Below are 18,760 nucleotides of genomic sequence, written 5' to 3'. Positions count from 1 at the left end.
CTTCCTCCCACCCCCACCGGAAACTCCCATGAACATCCGACGCAATCTCCTCCTGGCCAGCCTGGCTGCCGTGTTCGCCCTGGGCGCCGGCGCCGCCCGCGCGCAAGACAACGTGCTGCGAGTGGCCACCGATGCCACCTTCCCGCCGATGGAGTTCGTCGAGAACGGCAAGCGCACCGGCTTCGACGTGGAGCTGGTGGAGGCCGTCGCCAAGAGCATGGGCAAGCAGGTCGAGTGGGTGGACATCGACTTCAAGGGCCTGATCCCCGGCCTGATCTCGCGGCGCTTCGACATGGCCGTCTCGGGCATCTACATCACCGACGAGCGCAAGAAGGTCGTCGATTTCACCGAGCCTTACTACGCCGGCGGCCTGGTCGCCATGGTCAAGGAAGGCAATACCACCATCCGCAAGCCGGCCGACCTGGACGGCAAGAAGATCTCGGTGCAGGTGGGCACCAAGTCGGTCGCCTTCCTCACGCAGAACTACCCCAAGGCGCAACGCGTGGAGGTCGAGAAGAACCAGGAAATGTTCAACCTGGTGGACATCGGCCGCGCCGACGCCGCCGTCACCGGCAAGCCCGCGGCCTACCAGTACGTGCGCACCCGGCCCGGCCTGCGCGTGATCGAAGAGCAGCTCACCACCGAGGAATACGGCATGGCGCTGCGCAAGGACACGCCGGAGCTCACCCGCGCGGTGAACGCCGCGCTGGCCAAGCTCAAGGCCGACGGCACCTACGCGGCCATCGTGAAGAAGTGGTTCAGCGGCAGCGCCGCCACCACCGCGGCCACGCCGGCTGCCAAGTGAGCCGGCGGACCACCGCCGCCGACCGAATCGACAAGCACTGAACCCGAGCGATGGAACTCGACTTTTCCCCCGTGTGGGCCGGCTGGCCCCAACTGCTGGAGGGCGCGCTGGTGACCGTGGAGATCACGGCCGCCTCGCTGCTCCTGGGCTGCGTGATGGGGTTGCTGGTGGGCATCGGCCGCCTCGACCCCCGGCGCCGCATCGTGTATGGCCTGTGCACGGCCTATGTGGCGGCCATCCGCGGCACGCCGCTGCTGGTGCAGCTGTTCATCCTGTTCTTCGGGCTGCCGCAGTTCGGCATCCTGCTGCCGGCGTTCCTGTGCGGCGTGATCGGGCTGGGCATCTACTCGGGCGCGTACGTGTCCGAGATCGTGCGCGGCGCGATCCAGTCCATCGACCGGGGCCAGATGGAGGCCGCGCGCTCCATCGGCATGTCCTCGGGCGTGGCGATGCGCTGGGTGGTGCTGCCCCAGGCCGTGGTGCGCATGATTCCGCCGCTGGGCAATGAGTTCATCGCGCTCATCAAGAACTCGGCGCTGGTGTCGCTGCTGACCATCCACGACCTGATGCACGAGGGGCAGAAGATCATCAGCGTGTCGTACCGCTCGCTGGAGGTGTACCTGGCCATCGCGGTCGTGTACTTCCTGCTCACCGGCGCGACCACGCTGGTGCTGCGCCACATCGAGTTGCGCCTGCGCGCCGGGGGGATGGTGCAATGACGCAGTCCCCATCGACCCAGGCATCCGCTGCGGATGCGGCACCCATCGTACGCATCCGCGGCCTGCGCAAGGCCTTCGGCGAGCACGTGGTGCTCAACGGCATCGACTTCGACGTGCAGCCGTCGCAGGTGGTTGTGGTGATCGGGCCCAGCGGCTCGGGCAAGAGCACCTTCCTGCGCTGCTGCAACGGGCTGGAGCAGCCCCAGGGCGGGCGCATCGACATCTGCGGGCGCACCCTGGTGGACGAGGGCCGCATGCTGCCCGAGCGCGAGCTCAACGCGCTGCGCGAAGAGGTGGGCATGGTCTTCCAGTCGTTCAACCTGTTCCCGCACCTGTCGGTGCTCGACAACGTCACCCTGGGCCCGCGCAAGCTGCGCGGCGCTTCCCGCGCCGAGGCCGAAAGCCAGGCGCGCGCCTTGCTGGACAAGGTGGGCCTGGGCCACAAGGCCGCGGCCATGCCGGCCAGCCTGTCGGGCGGGCAGAAGCAGCGCGTGGCGATCGCCCGGGCCCTGGCCATGCAGCCGCGCGTGATGCTGTTCGACGAACCCACCTCGGCCCTGGACCCGGAGCTGGTGGGCGAGGTGCTGCAGGTCATGAAGCTGCTGGCGCGCGAGGGCATGACCATGATGGTCGTCACGCACGAGATGGACTTCGCGCGCGAGGTCGGCGACACCGTGGTGGTGATGGACGGCGGCGGCATCATCGAATCGGGCCCGCCCGCCAGGATCTTCACCGAGCCCACGCAGGAGCGCACCCGCGCGTTCCTGCAGGCCGTGCTGTCGCGCACTTGAGCGCCCCCACCGAGCCGCCGAGAGTGAGGCCTTCGCCATGACGCTTTCCACCCCCCTGGTGCCCCCGCGCGACCTGCAGCAGCGGCTGCGCGAGCGCGTGACCGACGCCCTCGTGGCCGACTTCGCGCGCGACGGCGCGGTGTGCATCCGCCAGTTGCTCACGCCCGGCGAAGTGGCCCTGCTGCGCAGCGGCATCGACGCCAACCTGGCCGTGCCCAGCCCGCGCGCCAAGGTGGCGAGCCGCCCGGACGATCCGGGCCGGTTCTTCGAGGACTTCTGCAACTGGCAGGACATTCCCGCCTTCGGCCGCTTCATCGCCGAAACGCCCGTCGCCTGGGCCGCCCAGCGGCTCATGCAGTCGGCCAGCGTGCGGCTGTACCACGACCATGTGCTGGTCAAGGAGCCGGGCACGCGCCAGCGCACGCCCTGGCACCAGGACCAGCCCTACTACAACATCGACGGCACGCAGAACGTGAGCCTGTGGATTCCCGTGGACCCGGTGGCGCGCGAGGCCACGCTGGAGTTCGTGGCCGGCTCGCACCGGGGGCCGTGGCGGATGCCGCGCACCTTCATGGACCAGCAGGCGCGGTGGTTTCCCGAAGGCTCGCTGGCCGAGCTGCCCGACATCGAGGCCGACCGCGCGGCGTTTCCCATCCTGGGCTGGGAGATCGCGCCCGGCGACGTGGTGTGCTTTCACATGCTGGCCCTGCATGCCTCGGGCGGTGTGCCCGGGCCGCAGCGTCGCCGCGTGTTCTCGGTGCGCTTTCTGGGCGACGACACGCGCCATGCGCCGCGCGCCTGGAAGACCTCGCCCGATTTCCCGGGCCTGGCCGACACGTTGCCGGCCGGCGCACCCATGGCGCACCCGCTCTTTCCGCTGCTGGTGGGGGAGGCGGGATGACGGCGGCGCTGCAGCGGTTCGACCTGTCGGCCATCGCGCCCACCCCGTGGAAGAACGGCGGCGGCGACACGCGCGAGCTGGCCTGCTGGCCGCCGGGCGCCGGCATGGACGCCTTCGAGTGGCGCGTGAGCGTGGCCACCATCGCGGCGCCCGGGCCGTTCTCGGCCTTCCAGGGCGTGCAGCGCCAGATCATGCTGCTGGACGGGGCCGGCGTGCGCCTGCGCGCCGAGGACGAGGGCATCGACCATGCGCTGGACGAGCGCTGGCAGCCCGTGGCGTTCGCGGGCGACCAGGCCATCGACTGCATCCCGCTGGGCGGCGCCTCGACCGACTTCAACCTGATGCTGCGGCATGGCCGCTGGCAGGGCGCGGTGCAGGTGCTGCAGAACGCGTGCGTGCCGGGCAGCACGCCCGCGGGCCTGTGCATGGTGCTGTCGGGCCGGTGGCATCGGGGCGGCGAGGTCTTCGGGCCAGGGCAGGGCCTGTGGTGGGCCGCCGCCGCGCCCGCTGGCGCCTGCGCCGCGCTCCAGCCGCAGGCCGGCGGGGCCGACGCGCCGGCCATCGCCTGGGTGGCGCTGGTGCCAGGGTTTCAGCCAAATCGGGCGCTGGCACAATAATCACTAGGGCATACTGCTATGCATTTAATAGCAAAAGGGAGAATCGCATGACCGTGCCGCACCAGGACTTCGCCCACGCCCCCAGCGCCGACGGGGTCTGGCACACCCTGCACCTGGCGCCCGGGCTGGCGGTGGCCGACGTGCCGGTGCCCGACGGTGTGCCGGCGGCGCTGGTGGTGGAGCAGGGCGTGGTGCGCTGGGTGGGCCCGGAGGCCGCCGTGCCCGCGGCCCATGCCGCCTTGCCGCGCCACGCCGCGCGCGGCGCGCTGGCCACGCCCGGGCTGGTGGACTGCCACACCCACCTCGTCTACGGCGGGCAGCGCGCCAACGAGTTCGCCATGCGGCTGGCCGGCGCCTCGTACGAGGAAGTCGCCCGGGCCGGCGGCGGCATCGTCGCCTCGGTGCGGGCCACGCGCGAGGCCAGCGAAGACGAATTGTTCGACCTCGCCCTGCCGCGCCTGTCGGCGCTGCTCGACGAAGGCGTGTGCGCCATCGAAATCAAGTCCGGCTACGGCCTGGCGACCGCGCACGAGCGCAAGCAGCTGCGCGCGGCCCGGCGCCTGGGCGAGGCCACCGGCACCACGGTGCGCACCACGTTCCTGGGCGCGCACGCGCTGCCGCCCGAATACGCCGGCCGCAGCCAGGACTACATCGACCACGTGTGCCAGGAGATGCTGCCCGCGCTCGCGGCGGAAGGGCTGGTCGATGCGGTGGATGTGTTCTGCGAGCGCATCGCCTTCTCGCTGGCCGAGACCGAGCAGGTCTTTCAGGCGGCGCAGCGGCTGGGCCTGCCGGTCAAGCTGCATGCCGAGCAGCTCTCCGACATGGGCGGTGCGGCGCTCGCCGCGCGCTATGGCGCCTTGTCGTGCGACCACATCGAGCACCTGTCCGCCGAGGGCATCGCCGCCATGCGGGCCGCCGGCACGGTGGCCGTGCTGCTGCCGGGCGCCTACTACACCCTGCGCGACACGCACCTGCCACCCATCGCGCTGCTGCGCGAGGCCGGCGTGCCCATGGCCGTCTCCACCGACCACAACCCCGGCACCTCGCCCGCTTTGAGCCTGCTGCTCATGGCCAACATGGCGTGCACGCTGTTTCGCCTGACCGTGCCCGAGGCGCTGGCCGGCATCACCACCCATGCCGCGCGCGCGCTGGGGCTGCAGGATTCGCACGGACTGATTGCCGCGGGGCGGCCGGCGAACTTCGTGCTGTGGCCCTTCAAGGAGGCCGCGGAGCTGGCCTACTGGTTCGGGCACAAGCCGGCGCACACCATCGTGCGGCAGGGGCGCATCGCCCGGGCGGCGGCTTGATGCACCGGTGGCCCCAATCCTTTTTCTCTTTTCCCATCTGCCCCGAGGCCATTGACTGATGCGCACCACCGTTCCATCCCCGCCTGCCGAGTCCTCTGCGCCGCGGACGCCTCCCGCTGGCGCCCTGTTCGCGCAGGACGCCTTGTTGCCCGGCGGCTGGGCGCGCGACGTGCTGCTGCAGTGGGATGCCGCGGGCCGGCTCACCGCGGTGGCGCCGGGCAGCGCCGCCGGCACCGCGCCGCGTGCGCCGGGCCCGGTCCTTCCCGGCATGCCCAACCTGCATTCGCACGCCTTTCAGCGTGCCTTCGCCGGGTTGACCGAATACCGCGCGCCCCAGCCCGACGGCGGGCAGGACAGCTTCTGGAGCTGGCGCAACCTCATGTACCGCTTTGCCGCGCGCACCACGCCCGAGCACCTGGAGGCGATCGCCACCTGGCTCTATGTCGAGATGCTGGAGGCGGGCTACACCGCGGTGTGCGAGTTCCATTACGTGCACCACGACGCGGCAGGCCAGCCCTATGCCGACGATGCCGCCATGTCGCTCGCGCTGCTGCGCGCCGCCCAGGCCGCGGGCATCGGCATCACCTTGCTGCCGGTGCTCTACCAGGCCAGCGGCTTCGGCGGCCGCGCCCCGCGCGAGGACCAGCGCCGCTTCATCCGCAGCACCGACAGCATGCTTGCGCTGCTGGAGCGCCTGGCGCCCGTGGTGGCCGCGCAGGGCGGCATCCTGGGCCTGGCCCCGCATTCGCTGCGCGCCGTGCCGCCCGACAGCCTGCGCATTGCGGTCGAAGGCCTCACCGCCCTGAGCCCGGCGGCGCCGGTGCACATCCACATCGCCGAACAGACGCAGGAGGTGGACGACTGCATCGCCTGGAGCGGCCAGCGCCCGGTGCAATGGCTGCTGGAGCATGCGCCGGTCGATGCGCGCTGGTGCCTGGTGCATGCCACCCACATGACGCCCGACGAATACGCGCGCGCCGCCCGCACCGGCGCGGTGGCCGGCCTGTGCCCCACCACCGAGGCCAACTTGGGCGATGGTCTGTTCAACTTGCCGCGCTGGCTGGCGGACGGCGGCCGCTGGGGCGTGGGCTCCGACAGCCATGCCTGCGTGAACGCGGCGGAAGAGCTGATGCTGCTCGAATACGGGCAGCGCCTGTCCCTGCGCCAGCGCAACGTGCTGGCCAGCCGCGCCCACCCCGAGGTCGCCACCGCCATGGCGCTGCAGGCAGTGCAGGGCGGGGCGCAGGCCAGCGGCCGGTGCACGCCCGGCGCTCCGGCCGGCATCGCGGTGGGCGAGCGTGCCGATCTGGTGGCGCTCGATGCGCAGCACATCGCGCTGCAGGGCCTGCCGCCCGACAGCATGCTGGGCGCGCACGTGTTCGGCAGCCATCGCACCTCGGCGCTGCACAGCCTCTGGACCGCCGGCACGCCGCGCGTCGTTGCGGGGCGCCACGCGCTGCACGACCGTGCCGCCGCCGCCTTCGTGGCGGCCCGCACGGCCACCATCACCCGCGCCGGGCATTGACCGACCGGCCGGCCCTCGGCTTTCGAAGCCCCCAACGCAGACCCGATCGCATGACCGCCACCCATTCCCCGCCACCCTTCACCTTCCACCAGGGCACCGCGCCGCTGCTCGTGTCCATGCCCCACGTGGGCACGCATGTGCCCCCGGACATCGCCGCGCGCTTCACCGACGAGGCCCGCCAGGTGCCGGACACGGACTGGCACCTGGAGCGGCTCTACGGCTTTGCCCGCGACCTCGGCGCCTCGATCCTGGTGGCCACGCACTCGCGCTATGTGATCGACCTGAACCGGCCGCCGGACGGCGCCAGCCTGTACCCCGGCCAGAGCGTCACCGGCCTTTGCCCGGTGGACACCTTCGACGACACGCCGATCTACGCGGAGGCGGGCGATGCGCCGGACGACGCCGAGATCGCCGCGCGCCGCGATGCCATCTGGGCGCCGTACCACGCGCAGCTGGCCGCCGAGCTGGAGCGCCTGCGCGCCGCCCATGGCGTGGCCATGCTGTGGGATGCGCATTCCATCCGCTCCGTGCTGCCGAGGTTCTTCGCGGGCAAGCTGCCGGACCTGAACCTGGGCACGGCCGAAGGGGCCAGCTGCGACCCGGCGCTGGCGCAGGCGCTGCTGCGCATCGGGCAGTCCGACCCGGCGTACACCGCGGTGCTCAACGGCCGGTTCAAGGGCGGCCACATCACGCGGCACTACGGCGATCCCGCGCGCAACGTGCACGCGGTGCAGCTGGAGATGACGCAGTGCAGCTACATGCAGGAAGCCTTGCCGTTCCACTACCTGCCCGAGGTGGCGGCCGGCGTGCAGCCCGTGCTGCACCGCATGCTGGAGGCGGCGCTGCAATTTGCCCGCACCCGGGTGCGGGCGTAAGGCCCGCCAGGAGCGGCCGGTCCGCGCCCGCCGCACCGGGGGAAGGGCGGCGGGGCGCCCGCGGCGTCAGGCCGCCGCGTCGATCCGAAGCTGCACGGAGTCGTCCAGATAGATGGGCGTGACCTTGAAGCCGTTGACCGTGATGCTGCCGAACGTCCCGCGCACCGGGGCGCCACGCACCAGCGTGAGGGTCGATCCGATCGTTGGCGTGAAGCCCGAGCGGAAGGCGATGCGCAGGGTGCCCGCCAGCGTGACCGGGCCGGCGGCCTGCAGCTGGCCGGCGCCGTTGGCGCCCACGCGCAGTTCCAGCGTGCTGCTGCTGCCAAGGGTGAAGGCGCCGCCGATGGCCAGTTCCGCCGACGTGTTGCCGATCAGCGTGCCGCCGCTCAGGTACACGTCGCCTTGCCCCAGCGCGCTGCTGCTGTCGGCCCGCACGGCGCCCGCGGCCACTTCCGTGCCCCCGGTGTAGCGGTTCGCGCCCGCCAGCACGAGCGTGCCGCTGCCGCGCTTGGTGAGCTTGCCGGCGCCCGCAATGGGATTGCGCCAGGCGTCCAGTGCGTTGAAGCCGCCCTGCGCCGCGTCCATGGTCACCGCCACGTCGCCGTTGAAGGCGCCGTAGCCGTCGCCGGCCGCGAACAGGTTCAGGCGCCCCCAGCCTTCGGCGTCGTCCAGCACTGGGTAGCCCGAGGCGATCGCGGTGGTCTTGAGCACCACGCGGCGCTGGCCCGCATCCAGGTAGGGGAAGCGTGTTTCCAGCAGCACCTCGGCGCTCTTGGGCACGACGGCCGGGCGCGTGGTGTCGCCGATGGGGGCGAAGCCGAACGTCATGCGGCGCAGGTACTCGGCCTGGTTGGTGGCGCGGTCGGCGAAACGGTCGGCCGTGGTGGCCTGCGAATGGGCGATCTGCAGGAATTCCTCCGGCGTGCGCGCACCCACCGCCGCCATCAGCGTGCTGCGGGCCTGGGCCACGGCAGCGGCCTTGCGCGGCGCGTTCGCGCCGGTGGCGATGCTGGCGGCAGCCACGGCCTGGCCGTGCACGCGGCCGCTGATCACATCCAGGGGCGAGTGCATGCCGGCCAGGATGCGGCTTTCGCCCAACTCCAGCCCGCGCGCCAGCATTTCCTGGAACCGCTCCGGCACCAGGTAGGCCATGGCAATGGCATCCCGCACGCCCTCGGCGGTGTGGCCGCTGGTGAAGCCGCCGTCGGTGGCTGGGGTGGTGCTCCTGGCGGGCACCAGGGCCGGCACGATCTGCACATTGGCGCTCCAGCGCCACGGGCGGGCGTATTTGTAGAAGCGCTTGGCTGGCTCGGTCGAGCCGTTGTCGCCGATGCCGCCGATGAAGTCCACCACCGTGCCGAAGCCCGCATTGGCGCTGCCGCCCACGCCGGCGTTGTTGCCGGTGTCGTTGTAGAGCACCGTGGTCGCATCCGCGGGAATGCCCGAAATGCTGGTCTTTTGCTGCGCCGCGGTGCGCCATGCATTGGTCAACGGGCCCAGGCCATCGGTCACGCTGTAGGCCTTGCCGCGCCGGTCGTCTTCGTAGGCCAGGCGTTCCTGGGCCGCGGTGCGGCGCGCCGTGGCGTCCACCACGTACTGGATGTTGCGGGTGTGCACCTGCGCGTTCAGCACCGTGCCGTCGGTCGCGTCGCCGGGAATGCCGGTCCAGGCTGCCGGCTTGATCGCGGGGAAGGCGCCGTTGGCATCGGCCGTGACGCCGGCATCCACCAGCAGCGTGCTGGGTTTCCAGATGTCGAGAAAGCCTGACAGCACCCGAACGCCGGCGTTGGTGGCCAGCGTGGCGTAGCGGGCATCGCCGCGCTGGTTGGTGAAGGCGAAGTCCACGAACGCGGGCGTGGTCGATTCATTGGGCACCGGCGCCGAATCGGCATACCCCAGGCCGCGCGGCGCATCCGGTGGTGCGGCATCGGAACCCCCGCCGCCACAGGCGGAGAGCGCGAATGCGGCGGCAAGCGCCAGGATCAGGGTGCGTCGGGGCAGGGGCAGCGTCATGGGGAGCAGGCAGGTTGGAAAGGCGAGGGCGAAAACGGGTGCGCGCAGGCCGCTCGCGGCCTGCTGCGGCTGCACTCTAGGGTCGCGCTGTGACAGCGCCATGACGCCGCACGCCAATCATTTCCCCGCAAAGGGCCGCGGCGGAGTAGCATGCGCCATGGACATTGCCCCCACCCTCGCGCCTGCGGTCGCGGAAAAGCCCGCAGCCCTGCCTGGATGGGGAGAGTTCTTTCACATGCCGCTGTTTCGGCCCGGCACCGCGGTGCGCATGGGCGACCAGTGGGAAACCGTGAGCCACGTGGCCTTGCGCCGCCAGGAACTGGCCATCTACCTCGTGGGCCACGAGGCGTCCGTCTCCCCCAGCCGGCTCTTCCTGGCACCCAGCGCGTTCACCACCGTGCGCAAGCGCTGAAGTCTCCCGGTATCCCGCTTCATGCAGGAGCCGGGCAGGCCGACTCAGGCCTGGGTCATCCAATCGCTCAGCCGGCCGACTGCTCGGCCATCGCCTCGCCCAGCCGCACGGGCCGGGCAGGGGCCCATTGCTCCGAAAACCGCACCGCACCGCGCTGAAACAGAAGCACCACGGTGGAGCCCAGCAGGAAGCGGCCCATTTCCTCGCCCTGGCGCAGCACGATCTGCCGGTCGGCATAGTCCCAGTGGCGCAGCTCGCCGCTGCGCGGCGGGTTGACCTGACCGTGCCACACCGTGGCCATGCTGCCCACGATGGTCGCGCCCACCAGCACGAGCACCATCTTTCCCAAAGGCGTGTCGAACACGCACACCACGCGCTCGTTGCGCGCGAACAGGCCGGGCACGCCCCGCGCAGTGACCGGGTTCACCGAAAAAAGGTCGCCCGGCACATGCACCATGCGCAGCAAGGTGCCGTCGCAGGGCATGTGGATGCGGTGGTAGTCGCGGGGGCTCAGGTAGATGGTTGCGAAGCTGCCGTTGTCGAACTGCGCGGCCAGCGCCGCATCGCCGCCCACCAGGGCCGTGGTCGAGTAGCGGTGGCCCTTGGCCTGGAAGATCTGGTCCTGGTCGATGGGACCGAACTGGCTGATCGCCCCATCCACCGGGCAGACCGCGGCCGCCGCGGCGAGCGGGCGCACACCGGGACGCAGGGCGCGGGTGAAGAAGTCGTTGAACGTGGCGTATGCGGCCGGGCGGGGCTCGACCGCCTCGCTCATGTCCACCCGGTAACGGGCAATGAAACGCTCGATCGCGGCCGTGGTGCGGGGGCCGCCCTGCGCCCGTGCAAGCCGCCCCGCCAGCGCCGTCAGCGCCTGTTTGGGAAGTAGATATTGAGGCAGTACGGCAAGGCGGTCTGACAAGGTGGACTTCCTGAGCGGTTGGGGTGCGAGGCATTCTACCGAGCGCGCCTGCGGGGCCCCGCCGTGCGCCTTGACGCTGCATGCGCAGGCCATCTGGCGCCAGATGCCGAAACGAAGTCAGTCGGGGCTGCTGTCAAATCGAAGCCATAACCACGGGGTGCAACCGGCCCGGTGCATGGGCCGGGGAGCGGCGCAGTGGTGTATCGGCACTATTCCACACGATTCCTTACTACGTTACAATGGTGCGGTTTTGCGCAGCGCCTCGCTGCCGCTGCTGTGTGTGGAAGCCGCCCCGCCGGCCTTTTCCGACCGATGCGCCATGGGGCGCAGTGACCACCCCCGCTTGCTGTGCACCGCGCCTGGATCTCTTGCGAGATGGGCCGACATTCCGGTTGCAGTTTCGCGCAGGCCCCGATACCTCCTATTACTGTTTGAAGATTGACTTGAAATCATGGCCAAAGAAGAACTGATTGAAATGCAGGGCTCCGTGACGGAAGTCCTGCCCGATTCCCGCTTTCGCGTCACGCTGGACAATGGCCATCAACTGATCGCCTACACCGGCGGCAAGATGCGCAAGCACCACATCCGCATTCTTGCCGGCGACAAGGTCTCGCTGGAAATGTCCCCCTACGACCTGTCCAAGGGCCGCATCACCTTCCGCCACCTCCCAGGCCGTGGCCCGGGTCCTTCGTCGCGGTGATTTGGAAAAAAACTGGCAAATTTCCTTGAATCTTCCAAATACGGCTGTGATGCAGGGTTAGAATACTAGTTGTCGGAGCGTAGCGCAGCCTGGTAGCGCATCTGCTTTGGGAGCAGAGGGTCGCGAGTTCGAATCCCGCCGCTCCGACCATTGATTCAAGGGGTTAGGTCATTTGACCTGACCCCTTTTGTCTTTTTGAATTTCCCTCTCCAGTATTTCCTTTGCTGCAGTTTCCCGCGTCCATGGCAGGCGCGAGAAGGTCAGCCCCGGGTGCGGAGCAGTCTCAGGATCCATTCGCGCTGGTGTGCCAACCGCTCCGCTTCTTCCTCTTCCATGAGGAAGGGTAAATCCGGCGCGCTGGCTTCGGGAGTCGCATGCTCGAACACCATGCGCAATGCTGCAGGCTCCTGGTGCAATATCACCAGGGCCTGGGCCAGCATATTCAGCGGTTGCACCTGGGTCGTGACGTTGGCGAGTGCGCTTTTGAGCGTTCTGATTTCCTCGCGCAGCAGTTCTATTTCTGCTTGTGGATGATTGTCCATAATGCCTCCTCGGTCCCATGCTAGAACGGGGCCATAAGGCCAACAAGCTGAAATTGCATCCAGCACCACGGTAGGCCCACCCTGAGGCTCAGCCATGGCAGCGCCTGGACCGATCGCTCCACCATTTCCCACTCTTCCAAAGCACATGGCAACGTCCCGTCCGTTTTCCCCCTTTGGCTCTTCTACGCGCACCGGCGGGGCGCGCATGGAGGGCGTGGACGCCTTGCGGGGCGTGGCCATGGTGTGGATGACGGTCTTCCATTTCTGTTTCGACCTCAGCCACTTTGGGTACTGGCCGCAGAATTTCCGTGCCGATCCTTTCTGGACGACCCAGCGGACAGCCATCGTGGCGCTCTTTCTCTTTTGCGCGGGGCTGGGGCAGGCACTGGCTTGGCAGCAGGGCCTCGGATGGGCCCGCTTCTTCAAGCGCTGGCTGCAGATCGTGGGATGCGCCCTGCTGGTCACCGCAGGGTCATCCCTGATGTTTCCGCAGAGCTTCATCCATTTCGGCGTCTTGCACGGGATGGCCGCCATGCTCCTCGTCGCGCGATGCACGGCGGGGTGGGGCGCCTGGCTCTGGCCTGCCGGCGCGATGGCCGTGGCACTTCCCTCTGTCGCAGGGTGGGCGCTGACGGAGGGGCCGCTGGCGGCCGGGGCGCCCACGTTCAACGGCTATGCGCTCAACTGGCTGGGACTGGTGTCGCGCAAGCCTTTCACCGAAGACTACGTGCCGGTGCTGCCCTGGCTGGGCGTGATGTGGTGGGGCCTGGCGAGCGGGCAATGGGTGCTGCAACAGCGCCCACAATGGATGATGGCCACTCTGCCCCGGGGGCTGTCGCCGCTGGCGGTGCTGGGGCGCTGGAGCTTGAGCTATTACATGCTGCACCAGCCAGTCATGATCGGCCTGCTCATGGCGGCATCCTGGGTACTGGGCCGTTCCTAGGAAAAGGGGAAAAGGCCCGGTCCCAAAAGCAGAACGCGGCCCGTGAGGCCGCGTCGAGACGAGAGCGTGTCGGCTCGGCAGGTGACTGCCAATCCGCCGGCTAAGAGCGATTATTCGATCTTGGCCTTCGTGCGCAGTTCTTCCTGGAACTTCGCCAGCTTCTGCTGCTGCAGTTGCTGCGCCACCTGGGGCTTCACTTCTTCCAGCTTGGGCAGCTTGGCTTCGCGCACATCGTCCAGGCGGATGATGTGCCAACCGAACTGGGTCTTGACCGGCGTCTGGGTCATCTGGCCCTTGTTCAGCTTGACCAGCGCTTCGGTGAACTCGGCCACGTAGCTGCTCGGAGCCGACCAGTCCAGGTCGCCGCCACGGGCGCCGGATCCGGGGTCCTTGGACTGCTTCTTGGCGATGTCTTCAAACTTGGCGCCCTTCTTGATGGACGCGATGATGGCCTTGGCCTGGTCTTCCTTTTCCACCAGGATGTGGCTGGCCTTGTATTCCTTGCCGGTGTTGGCGGCAACGAACTTGTCGTATTCGGCCTGGATTTCGGCGTCGGTGACGGGGTTGGCCTTTTGGTAGTCGGCGAACAGTTCGCGGATCAGGATGGTCTGGCGGGCCAGTTCCATCTGGACCTTGTAGTCGGGCGAGGCTTCGAGGCCGCGCTTCTGGGCTTCCTGCAAGAAGATTTCGCGGGCGATCACTTCTTCCTTGATCTGGCCTTCGACCTCGGGGGTCACGGGGCGGCCGGAGCGTTCCACTTGCTGCTTCAGGACCTCGGCGCGTTCCTTGGGAACGGCCTTGCCATTCACAACGGCGAGGTTTTGAGCGTAGACGGGAAAGGCCGTCGCGCCCAGCACGGCAGCGGCCACGAGGCCGGACAAGAGCTTTTTCTTCATTGGGGAGTCCACAAAAAGGAAATGAGTTGCAGCCGTTTGAGCCGCAAGTCCGACAAATAGGGCCGGATCAAAGAACTTCAATGGCTATGGCGTGAGCGCCCTGGTCAATAAATTCTTGCAGCGCATCATACACAAGGCGATGTTGTGCCACGCGGGGTTTGCCTGTAAACAAAGGTGACGAAATCCGCACCCGGAAATGGGTGCCGAAACCCGTTCCGTTGGCCCCCACATGGCCTGCGTGGGCGGCGCTTTCGTCCAGCACCTGCAGCGCGGAAGGGTTCAGCCGCTCCCGCAGCCGGGCCTCCATGGCCTCGGCGGTGATGGCCAGCGCCGTCATGGCTGCACGTCCTTGCGGGCCGCCTCAGGCGTGGTCTTGGGCACGGCCTTGGTGTCGTCTTCCTTCATATAGCGGCTCAGGTACAAAGCCTGGCCGATGACGAACACCGCCATCAGCCCGATGCCGCCGAACAGCTTGAAGTTGACCCAGGTGTCGGTGTCGAAGCGGTAGGCCACCCACAGGTTGACCAGACCCATCACGGCGAAGAACCCGGTCCAGCTCCAGTTCACGGTGCGCCAGGCGGCGTCGGGCAATTCCATCTGCGCGCCCATCAGGGAGCGGATCAGGTTCTTGCGGAAGAACAGCTGGCCGATCAGCAGCGCCGAGCCCATCAGCCAGTACAGCACGGTGGGCTTCCACTTGATGAAGGTTTCGCTGTGCGAGAGCAGCGTGGCGCCGCCGAACACCACGATGACGCCCAGGCTCACCCACTGCATGGGCTCGACCTTGCCGTTCTTGTACCGCAGGTAGCCGATCTGCAGCACGGTGGCGGCGATGGCCACGGCCGTGGCCGTGTAGATGCCCCACAGCTTGAAGGCCGCGAAGAACAGGATGATGGGAAAGAAGTCGATCAGCAGTTTCATGGGGGAGGGCTGGAGCGTGGGCGGGCGTTGCCGCCGTTCAGGAGGAGCCGGGCTCGAAATCGAGCGATGCGGAGTTCATGCAGTAGCGCAGGCCGGTGGAGGCGGGGCCGTCCTCGAACACGTGGCCGAGGTGGGCCCCGCATTGTGCACAAACCGTCTCCGTCCGGACCATGCCATGGCTGCGGTCCACGATCTCCTTGATCGAGCCCGGCACCGCCTCGGAAAAGCTGGGCCAGCCGCAGCCGGCGTCGAATTTGGTGCCGGAGTCGAACAGCTTGGCGCCGCAGCACACGCAGTGGTAGCTGCCGTCGGCCCAGTGCGCTTCGTACTTGCCGGTGAACGGGCGCTCGGTGGCGGCGTGGCGGGTGACTTGCCAGGCGACGGGCTCGGCGCCTTTGCTCTGCAGCAGGGCCTGCCATTCGGCATCGGTCTTTTTGATGGGAAAGGTCATGATGAGCAGCTGATTTCGATGGAGGAAGCCCAGTCGGGCGGGAAGTCGGCCCAGGACTCGTGGCCCGAGTGTTCGTCGAACGGTTCGGCCAGCAGGGCCTGCAGGGTGTGAAGCGGCGCGAAGTCGCCTTGCGTGGCCGCGCGGATGGCCTGCTCGCCCAGGTGGTTGCGCAGCACGAATTTCGGATTGCATTTCAGCATCGAATCGGCCATATGCCGGTGATTTGATTGTCCTGGGTGCTCTGAAAATGATAGCAACCACGCCTCCCAGCCCGCCCGGTCGATGAACAGGTCGCGCACGGGTTCGAAGTCGCCGCTGGCCACGGCATGCGACAGGCGCCGCCAGAAGATGGGGTAGTCGACCCCGCCTTGGGCGAGCAGGTTGAGCAGGCCGTCCACCAGCGCAGCGTCGCCGTCGTGGACGGCCTGCAGGCCGAGCTTGCCGCGCATGCGCTGCAGGAACGCGGCCGGGAACACGGTCTGGTAGGACGCGAGCGCTGCTTGCGCCAGCGCCACGTCCTCGATCAGCGGCAGCAGCGCCTGGCCCAGCCGGAACAGGTTCCAGTAGGCCACGTTGGGCTGGCGGTTGAAGGCGTAGCGGCCCTGCGTGTCGCTGTGGTTGCACACATGGCCCGGCACGAACGCGTCGAGGAACTGGAAGGGCCCGTAGTCGATCGTGAGGCCCAGGATGCTCATGTTGTCGGTGTTCATCACCCCGTGGCAAAAGCCCTGCGCCTGCCAGTGGGCGAGCAGTTCCGCCGTGCGCTCGCTCACCGCCTGGAGCAGGGCGGCGTAGGGGTTGCCGCCCGGCGCATCCGGGCCACGGCACTCGGGGTAGTAGCGGTCGATGACGTAGTCGGCCAGCGTGCGCAGCTGCGGCAGCAGGTCGCGTGCCGCGAAGTGCTCGAAGTGCCCGAAGCGGATGAAGCTCGGCGCGGTGCGGGTCACGACGGCGGCGGTCTCCACCACCTCGCGCTGCACCGGGGCGGGCGAGCCGGTCAGGGCCAGCGCCCGCGTGGTGGGCACGCCCAGCGCATGCATGGCTTCGCTGCACAGGAATTCGCGGATGCTCGAGCGCAGCACGGCACGGCCATCGCCCCCCCGCGAATACGGCGTGCGCCCGGCTCCCTTGAGCTGTACCTCCAGGCCGCCGTCGGTCTCGCCCAGCAGGATGGCGCGGCCATCGCCCAGTTGCCCCGCCCAGACCCCGAACTGGTGGCCGCTGTACACCGTGGCCAATGGCTGCATGCCCGACAGCAGCGCGTTGCCCGAACACACCTGCAGCGCCGCGTCGGAGGCCAGCCAGGCGGCGGGCACGCCCAGCTGCTGAGCGGCATCCAGGCTCGTGGCCACCCAGTGCGGGGCGGGGAGGGGGGTGGGCACCAGTTCGGTGAAGAAATCCGGGCCCAGCGCTGCAAAGCCGTTGCGCCATTCGAGGCCGGACGCGGGCGCCGTCGCGGCGGTGGGAAGGGGGGCGTTCATCTGCCGAATTGTCTCCGACCCGCTTTGCCACGCGCGGCGAGGGGGCTTGGGCGCCCGGGGCCGCGGCGGCGGCTGTCAAGCTGGCGACAGATGCGGCCCCGGCGCTTGGCGCCCCCAGGGCGGCAGCACACAGGGCGCACGGTAGGATGCCGCGGAACCATTCACAACGACAACCCAAGGAGCCAACATGCTGGGCCTGATGCAGAGTCAACCCTTGCTGATTTCCACGCTGATCGAATTCGCCGAGCGCCACCACGGCGACGTGCAGATCGTGTCGCGCCGCGTCGAGGGCGACATCCACCGCTATACCTACCGCGACATGGCGGTGCGGGCGCGGCGGCTGGCCAATGTGCTGGACGGCATGGGCCTGGCAGCCGGCGACCGCGTGGCCAGCCTGGCCTGGAACGGCTACCGCCACATGGAGATGTACTACGGCGTGAGCGGCTCGGAGCGGGTGATGCACACCATCAACCCCCGCCTGCACCCCGAGCAGATCGCGTGGATCGTCAACCACGCCGAAGACCGGGTGCTGTGCTTCGACATGACCTTTCTGCCCATCGTGCAGGCCGTGCACGCCAAGTGCCCCACGGTGCGCCAGTGGGTGGCGCTGTGCGATGCCGACCAGCTGCCCGCCGACAGCGGCATCCCGGGCCTGCTGAGCTACGAAGCCTGGATCGGCGAAGCCCCCGACACCTACTTGTGGCCCACGTTCGACGAGAACACCGCCTCCAGCATGTGCTACACGAGCGGCACCACCGGGCACCCCAAGGCGGTGCTCTACAGCCACCGCTCGACCCTGCTGCACGCGTATGCCGCCGCGCTGCCGGACGTCATGGGCCTGTCGGCCAGCGATGCGGTGCTGCCGGTGGTGCCGATGTTCCACGTCAATGCCTGGGGGCTGCCGTACTCGGCGCCGCTGGTGGGCGCCAAGGTGGTCTTTCCCGGCCCGGCGCTGGACGGCAAATCGGTCTATGAACTCATGGATGCCGAGGGCGTGACTTTCGCCGCTGGCGTGCCCACCGTGTGGCAGATGCTGCTCAACCACGTGAAGGCGGGCGGCCTGCGCTTCGGCCAACTGAAGCGCACCGTGATCGGCGGCTCGGCCTGCCCGCCGGCCATGATCCAGTCGTTCCAGGACGACTACGGCGTGCGCGTGCTGCACGCGTGGGGGATGACCGAGATGAGTCCGCTGGGCACGCTGTGCTCGCTCAAGAACAAGCACCTGGCGCTGCCGCGCGGCGAGCAGATGCAGATCCTCATGAAGCAGGGCCGCGCGATCTACGGCGTGGACATGAAGATCGTGGACGGCGACGGCCACGAACTGCCCTGGGACGGCAAGACCTATGGTGACCTGCTGGTCAAGGGCCCATGGATCGTCGAGAACTACTACCGCGGCAAGGGCGATCCGCTGGTGCCCGATGCGCAGGGCCGCGGCTGGTTCCCCACGGGCGATGTCGCCACCATCGATGCCGACGGCTACATGCAGATCACCGACCGCAGCAAGGACGTGATCAAGTCCGGGGGCGAGTGGATCAGCTCCATCGACATCGAGAACATCGCCATGGCACACCCGGCCGTCGCCATGGCCGCGTGCGTGGGCATGCCGCACCCCAAGTGGGATGAGCGGCCCATCGTGGCGGTGGTCAAGCGTCCGGGCGCGGAGGTGACGCGCGAGGAACTGCTGCAGTTCTACGCGGGCAAGACCGCCAAGTGGCAGATCCCGGACGATGTGCTGTTCGTGGACGCGATCCCGATCGGCGCCACGGGCAAGATGCTCAAGGCCAAGCTGCGCGAGCAGCTCAAGGACTACCGCCTGCCGGGCCTGTGACGCACGCCGATGCGGCGAGGGGGCGGCCGCGAGAGGCCGCCGCCCAGTCGCATGCGGGATAGCGGATAGGGTGAATCCCTGAGCATCTCCTCTGTGGCGTGCCTTACGCTG

At 68.8% G+C, this 18,760-nt stretch carries 20 protein-coding genes and 1 tRNA gene; 13 read left to right on the top strand and 8 right to left on the bottom strand.

Going from position 1 to position 18,760, the window contains the following annotated elements; translation table 11 throughout:
* The first annotated feature begins 28 nt into the window (after positions 1-28).
* Genes AVME950_RS03020 through hutG form a run of 8 tightly spaced genes read left to right on the top strand, consistent with a single transcriptional unit; the run spans position 29 to position 7,543 of the window.
* Positions 29-805 (top strand): glutamine ABC transporter substrate-binding protein, encoded by a 777-nt coding sequence (locus AVME950_RS03020; RefSeq protein ID WP_284401839.1) that lies wholly within the window; start codon positions 29-31, stop codon positions 803-805.
* Positions 806-855: 50 nt separating this feature from the next.
* A complete protein-coding gene (locus AVME950_RS03015; RefSeq protein ID WP_284401841.1) occupies positions 856-1,524 on the top strand; it encodes an amino acid ABC transporter permease in 669 nt (222 codons plus the stop codon).
* Positions 1,521-2,315: an amino acid ABC transporter ATP-binding protein gene (locus tag AVME950_RS03010; RefSeq protein WP_284428712.1), complete on the top strand. Its 795-nt coding sequence runs from the start codon at positions 1,521-1,523 to the stop codon at positions 2,313-2,315. The genes AVME950_RS03015 and AVME950_RS03010 overlap by 4 nt, the downstream gene beginning before the upstream one ends.
* Positions 2,316-2,352: 37 nt before the next feature.
* Positions 2,353-3,216, top strand: coding sequence for a phytanoyl-CoA dioxygenase family protein (locus AVME950_RS03005; RefSeq protein ID WP_284428711.1), 864 nt, complete (start codon positions 2,353-2,355; stop codon positions 3,214-3,216).
* Positions 3,213-3,833 carry a HutD/Ves family protein gene (locus tag AVME950_RS03000; protein WP_272563934.1) on the top strand — a complete coding sequence of 207 codons (621 nt, stop codon included), beginning with the start codon at positions 3,213-3,215 and terminating at the stop codon, positions 3,831-3,833. The genes AVME950_RS03005 and AVME950_RS03000 overlap by 4 nt, the downstream gene beginning before the upstream one ends.
* 47 nt (positions 3,834-3,880) lie before the next feature.
* Positions 3,881-5,143: an imidazolonepropionase gene (hutI, locus tag AVME950_RS02995; protein ID WP_284428710.1), complete on the top strand. Its 1,263-nt coding sequence runs from the start codon at positions 3,881-3,883 to the stop codon at positions 5,141-5,143.
* A 58-nt stretch (positions 5,144-5,201) separates the two neighbouring features.
* Entirely contained in the window at positions 5,202-6,668 is a 1,467-nt protein-coding gene (locus tag AVME950_RS02990; RefSeq protein ID WP_284428709.1) for a formimidoylglutamate deiminase, read from the top strand.
* Between the two features lie 50 nt (positions 6,669-6,718).
* On the top strand, positions 6,719-7,543 hold the full coding sequence (hutG, locus tag AVME950_RS02985; protein ID WP_284428708.1) for an N-formylglutamate deformylase: 825 nt from the start codon (positions 6,719-6,721) through the stop codon (positions 7,541-7,543).
* Positions 7,544-7,609: 66 nt separating this feature from the next.
* On the opposite strand, the gene AVME950_RS02980 is transcribed toward hutG, so the two are convergent.
* Positions 7,610-9,556 carry a phosphatase PAP2 family protein gene (locus AVME950_RS02980; RefSeq protein ID WP_284428707.1) on the bottom strand — a complete coding sequence of 649 codons (1,947 nt, stop codon included), beginning with the start codon at positions 9,554-9,556 and terminating at the stop codon, positions 7,610-7,612.
* A gap of 157 nt (positions 9,557-9,713) precedes the next feature.
* Here AVME950_RS02980 and AVME950_RS02975 point away from each other — a divergent pair, with 157 nt between their 5' ends.
* Positions 9,714-9,968 (top strand): hypothetical protein, encoded by a 255-nt coding sequence (locus AVME950_RS02975; RefSeq protein ID WP_284428706.1) that lies wholly within the window; start codon positions 9,714-9,716, stop codon positions 9,966-9,968.
* Positions 9,969-10,035: 67 nt separating this feature from the next.
* Here AVME950_RS02975 and asd read toward each other — a convergent pair whose 3' ends face one another.
* The gene (gene asd / locus AVME950_RS02970; protein WP_284428705.1) at positions 10,036-10,887 is read right to left on the bottom strand and encodes an archaetidylserine decarboxylase; all 852 of its coding nucleotides are present in this window, start codon (positions 10,885-10,887) and stop codon (positions 10,036-10,038) included.
* Between the two features lie 451 nt (positions 10,888-11,338).
* Here asd and infA point away from each other — a divergent pair, with 451 nt between their 5' ends.
* On the top strand, positions 11,339-11,587 hold the full coding sequence (gene infA / locus AVME950_RS02965) for a translation initiation factor IF-1 (protein ID WP_092739728.1): 249 nt from the start codon (positions 11,339-11,341) through the stop codon (positions 11,585-11,587).
* A 73-nt stretch (positions 11,588-11,660) separates the two neighbouring features.
* A tRNA-Pro gene (locus AVME950_RS02960) sits at positions 11,661-11,737 on the top strand.
* A 110-nt stretch (positions 11,738-11,847) separates the two neighbouring features.
* Here the strand turns inward: AVME950_RS02960 and AVME950_RS02955 are convergent.
* Positions 11,848-12,129, bottom strand: a complete 282-nt coding sequence (locus AVME950_RS02955) for a hypothetical protein (protein WP_284428704.1) — start codon at positions 12,127-12,129, stop codon at positions 11,848-11,850.
* Positions 12,130-12,274: 145 nt separating this feature from the next.
* Here AVME950_RS02955 and AVME950_RS02950 point away from each other — a divergent pair, with 145 nt between their 5' ends.
* The gene (locus AVME950_RS02950) at positions 12,275-13,072 is read left to right on the top strand and encodes an acetyltransferase domain-containing protein (protein ID WP_284428703.1); all 798 of its coding nucleotides are present in this window, start codon (positions 12,275-12,277) and stop codon (positions 13,070-13,072) included.
* A 110-nt stretch (positions 13,073-13,182) separates the two neighbouring features.
* Here the strand turns inward: AVME950_RS02950 and AVME950_RS02945 are convergent, their stop codons facing one another.
* From AVME950_RS02945 to AVME950_RS02925, 5 genes are all read right to left on the bottom strand, one after another.
* Entirely contained in the window at positions 13,183-13,968 is a 786-nt protein-coding gene (locus tag AVME950_RS02945; protein WP_284428702.1) for a foldase protein PrsA, read from the bottom strand.
* A gap of 67 nt (positions 13,969-14,035) precedes the next feature.
* Positions 14,036-14,305: a BolA family protein gene (locus tag AVME950_RS02940; protein ID WP_284428701.1), complete on the bottom strand. Its 270-nt coding sequence runs from the start codon at positions 14,303-14,305 to the stop codon at positions 14,036-14,038.
* The gene (locus AVME950_RS02935) at positions 14,302-14,889 is read right to left on the bottom strand and encodes a septation protein A (RefSeq protein WP_284428700.1); all 588 of its coding nucleotides are present in this window, start codon (positions 14,887-14,889) and stop codon (positions 14,302-14,304) included. The genes AVME950_RS02940 and AVME950_RS02935 overlap by 4 nt, the downstream gene beginning before the upstream one ends.
* 37 nt (positions 14,890-14,926) lie before the next feature.
* The gene (msrB, locus tag AVME950_RS02930; RefSeq protein ID WP_272563923.1) at positions 14,927-15,340 is read right to left on the bottom strand and encodes a peptide-methionine (R)-S-oxide reductase MsrB; all 414 of its coding nucleotides are present in this window, start codon (positions 15,338-15,340) and stop codon (positions 14,927-14,929) included.
* Complete coding sequence (locus AVME950_RS02925) at positions 15,337-16,821, bottom strand: protein adenylyltransferase SelO (protein WP_284428699.1); 1,485 nt, start codon at positions 16,819-16,821, stop codon at positions 15,337-15,339. Before AVME950_RS02925 ends, msrB begins: the two co-directional genes overlap by 4 nt.
* A gap of 187 nt (positions 16,822-17,008) precedes the next feature.
* Here AVME950_RS02925 and AVME950_RS02920 point away from each other — a divergent pair, with 187 nt between their 5' ends.
* Entirely contained in the window at positions 17,009-18,649 is a 1,641-nt protein-coding gene (locus AVME950_RS02920) for a 3-(methylthio)propionyl-CoA ligase (RefSeq protein WP_284428698.1), read from the top strand.
* Positions 18,650-18,760: the final 111 nt, after the last annotated feature.

The organism is Acidovorax sp. SUPP950, assembly GCF_030158935.1.
Classification (GTDB): Bacteria; Pseudomonadota; Gammaproteobacteria; order Burkholderiales; family Burkholderiaceae_C; genus Paracidovorax.
This window is presented reverse-complemented; position numbering and strand designations above follow the sequence as displayed.

Bases quoted from the DNA above. Each gene is read 5' to 3' on its own strand.
- AVME950_RS03020 (WP_284401839.1), top strand. From the start codon at position 29: ATGAACATCCGACGCAATCTCCTCCTGGCCAGCCTGGCTGCCGTGTTC.
- AVME950_RS03015 (WP_284401841.1), top strand. From the start codon at position 856: ATGGAACTCGACTTTTCCCCCGTGTGGGCCGGCTGGCCCCAACTGCTG.
- AVME950_RS03010 (WP_284428712.1), top strand. From the start codon at position 1,521: ATGACGCAGTCCCCATCGACCCAGGCATCCGCTGCGGATGCGGCACCC.
- AVME950_RS03005 (WP_284428711.1), top strand. From the start codon at position 2,353: ATGACGCTTTCCACCCCCCTGGTGCCCCCGCGCGACCTGCAGCAGCGG.
- AVME950_RS03000 (WP_272563934.1), top strand. From the start codon at position 3,213: ATGACGGCGGCGCTGCAGCGGTTCGACCTGTCGGCCATCGCGCCCACC.
- hutI (WP_284428710.1), top strand. From the start codon at position 3,881: ATGACCGTGCCGCACCAGGACTTCGCCCACGCCCCCAGCGCCGACGGG.
- AVME950_RS02990 (WP_284428709.1), top strand. From the start codon at position 5,202: ATGCGCACCACCGTTCCATCCCCGCCTGCCGAGTCCTCTGCGCCGCGG.
- hutG (WP_284428708.1), top strand. From the start codon at position 6,719: ATGACCGCCACCCATTCCCCGCCACCCTTCACCTTCCACCAGGGCACC.
- AVME950_RS02980 (WP_284428707.1), bottom strand. From the start codon at position 9,556: ATGACGCTGCCCCTGCCCCGACGCACCCTGATCCTGGCGCTTGCCGCC.
- AVME950_RS02975 (WP_284428706.1), top strand. From the start codon at position 9,714: ATGGACATTGCCCCCACCCTCGCGCCTGCGGTCGCGGAAAAGCCCGCA.
- infA (WP_092739728.1), top strand. From the start codon at position 11,339: ATGGCCAAAGAAGAACTGATTGAAATGCAGGGCTCCGTGACGGAAGTC.
- AVME950_RS02955 (WP_284428704.1), bottom strand. From the start codon at position 12,129: ATGGACAATCATCCACAAGCAGAAATAGAACTGCTGCGCGAGGAAATC.
- AVME950_RS02950 (WP_284428703.1), top strand. From the start codon at position 12,275: ATGGCAACGTCCCGTCCGTTTTCCCCCTTTGGCTCTTCTACGCGCACC.
- AVME950_RS02945 (WP_284428702.1), bottom strand. From the start codon at position 13,968: ATGAAGAAAAAGCTCTTGTCCGGCCTCGTGGCCGCTGCCGTGCTGGGC.
- AVME950_RS02940 (WP_284428701.1), bottom strand. From the start codon at position 14,305: ATGACGGCGCTGGCCATCACCGCCGAGGCCATGGAGGCCCGGCTGCGG.
- AVME950_RS02935 (WP_284428700.1), bottom strand. From the start codon at position 14,889: ATGAAACTGCTGATCGACTTCTTTCCCATCATCCTGTTCTTCGCGGCC.
- msrB (WP_272563923.1), bottom strand. From the start codon at position 15,340: ATGACCTTTCCCATCAAAAAGACCGATGCCGAATGGCAGGCCCTGCTG.
- AVME950_RS02925 (WP_284428699.1), bottom strand. From the start codon at position 16,821: ATGAACGCCCCCCTTCCCACCGCCGCGACGGCGCCCGCGTCCGGCCTC.
- AVME950_RS02920 (WP_284428698.1), top strand. From the start codon at position 17,009: ATGCTGGGCCTGATGCAGAGTCAACCCTTGCTGATTTCCACGCTGATC.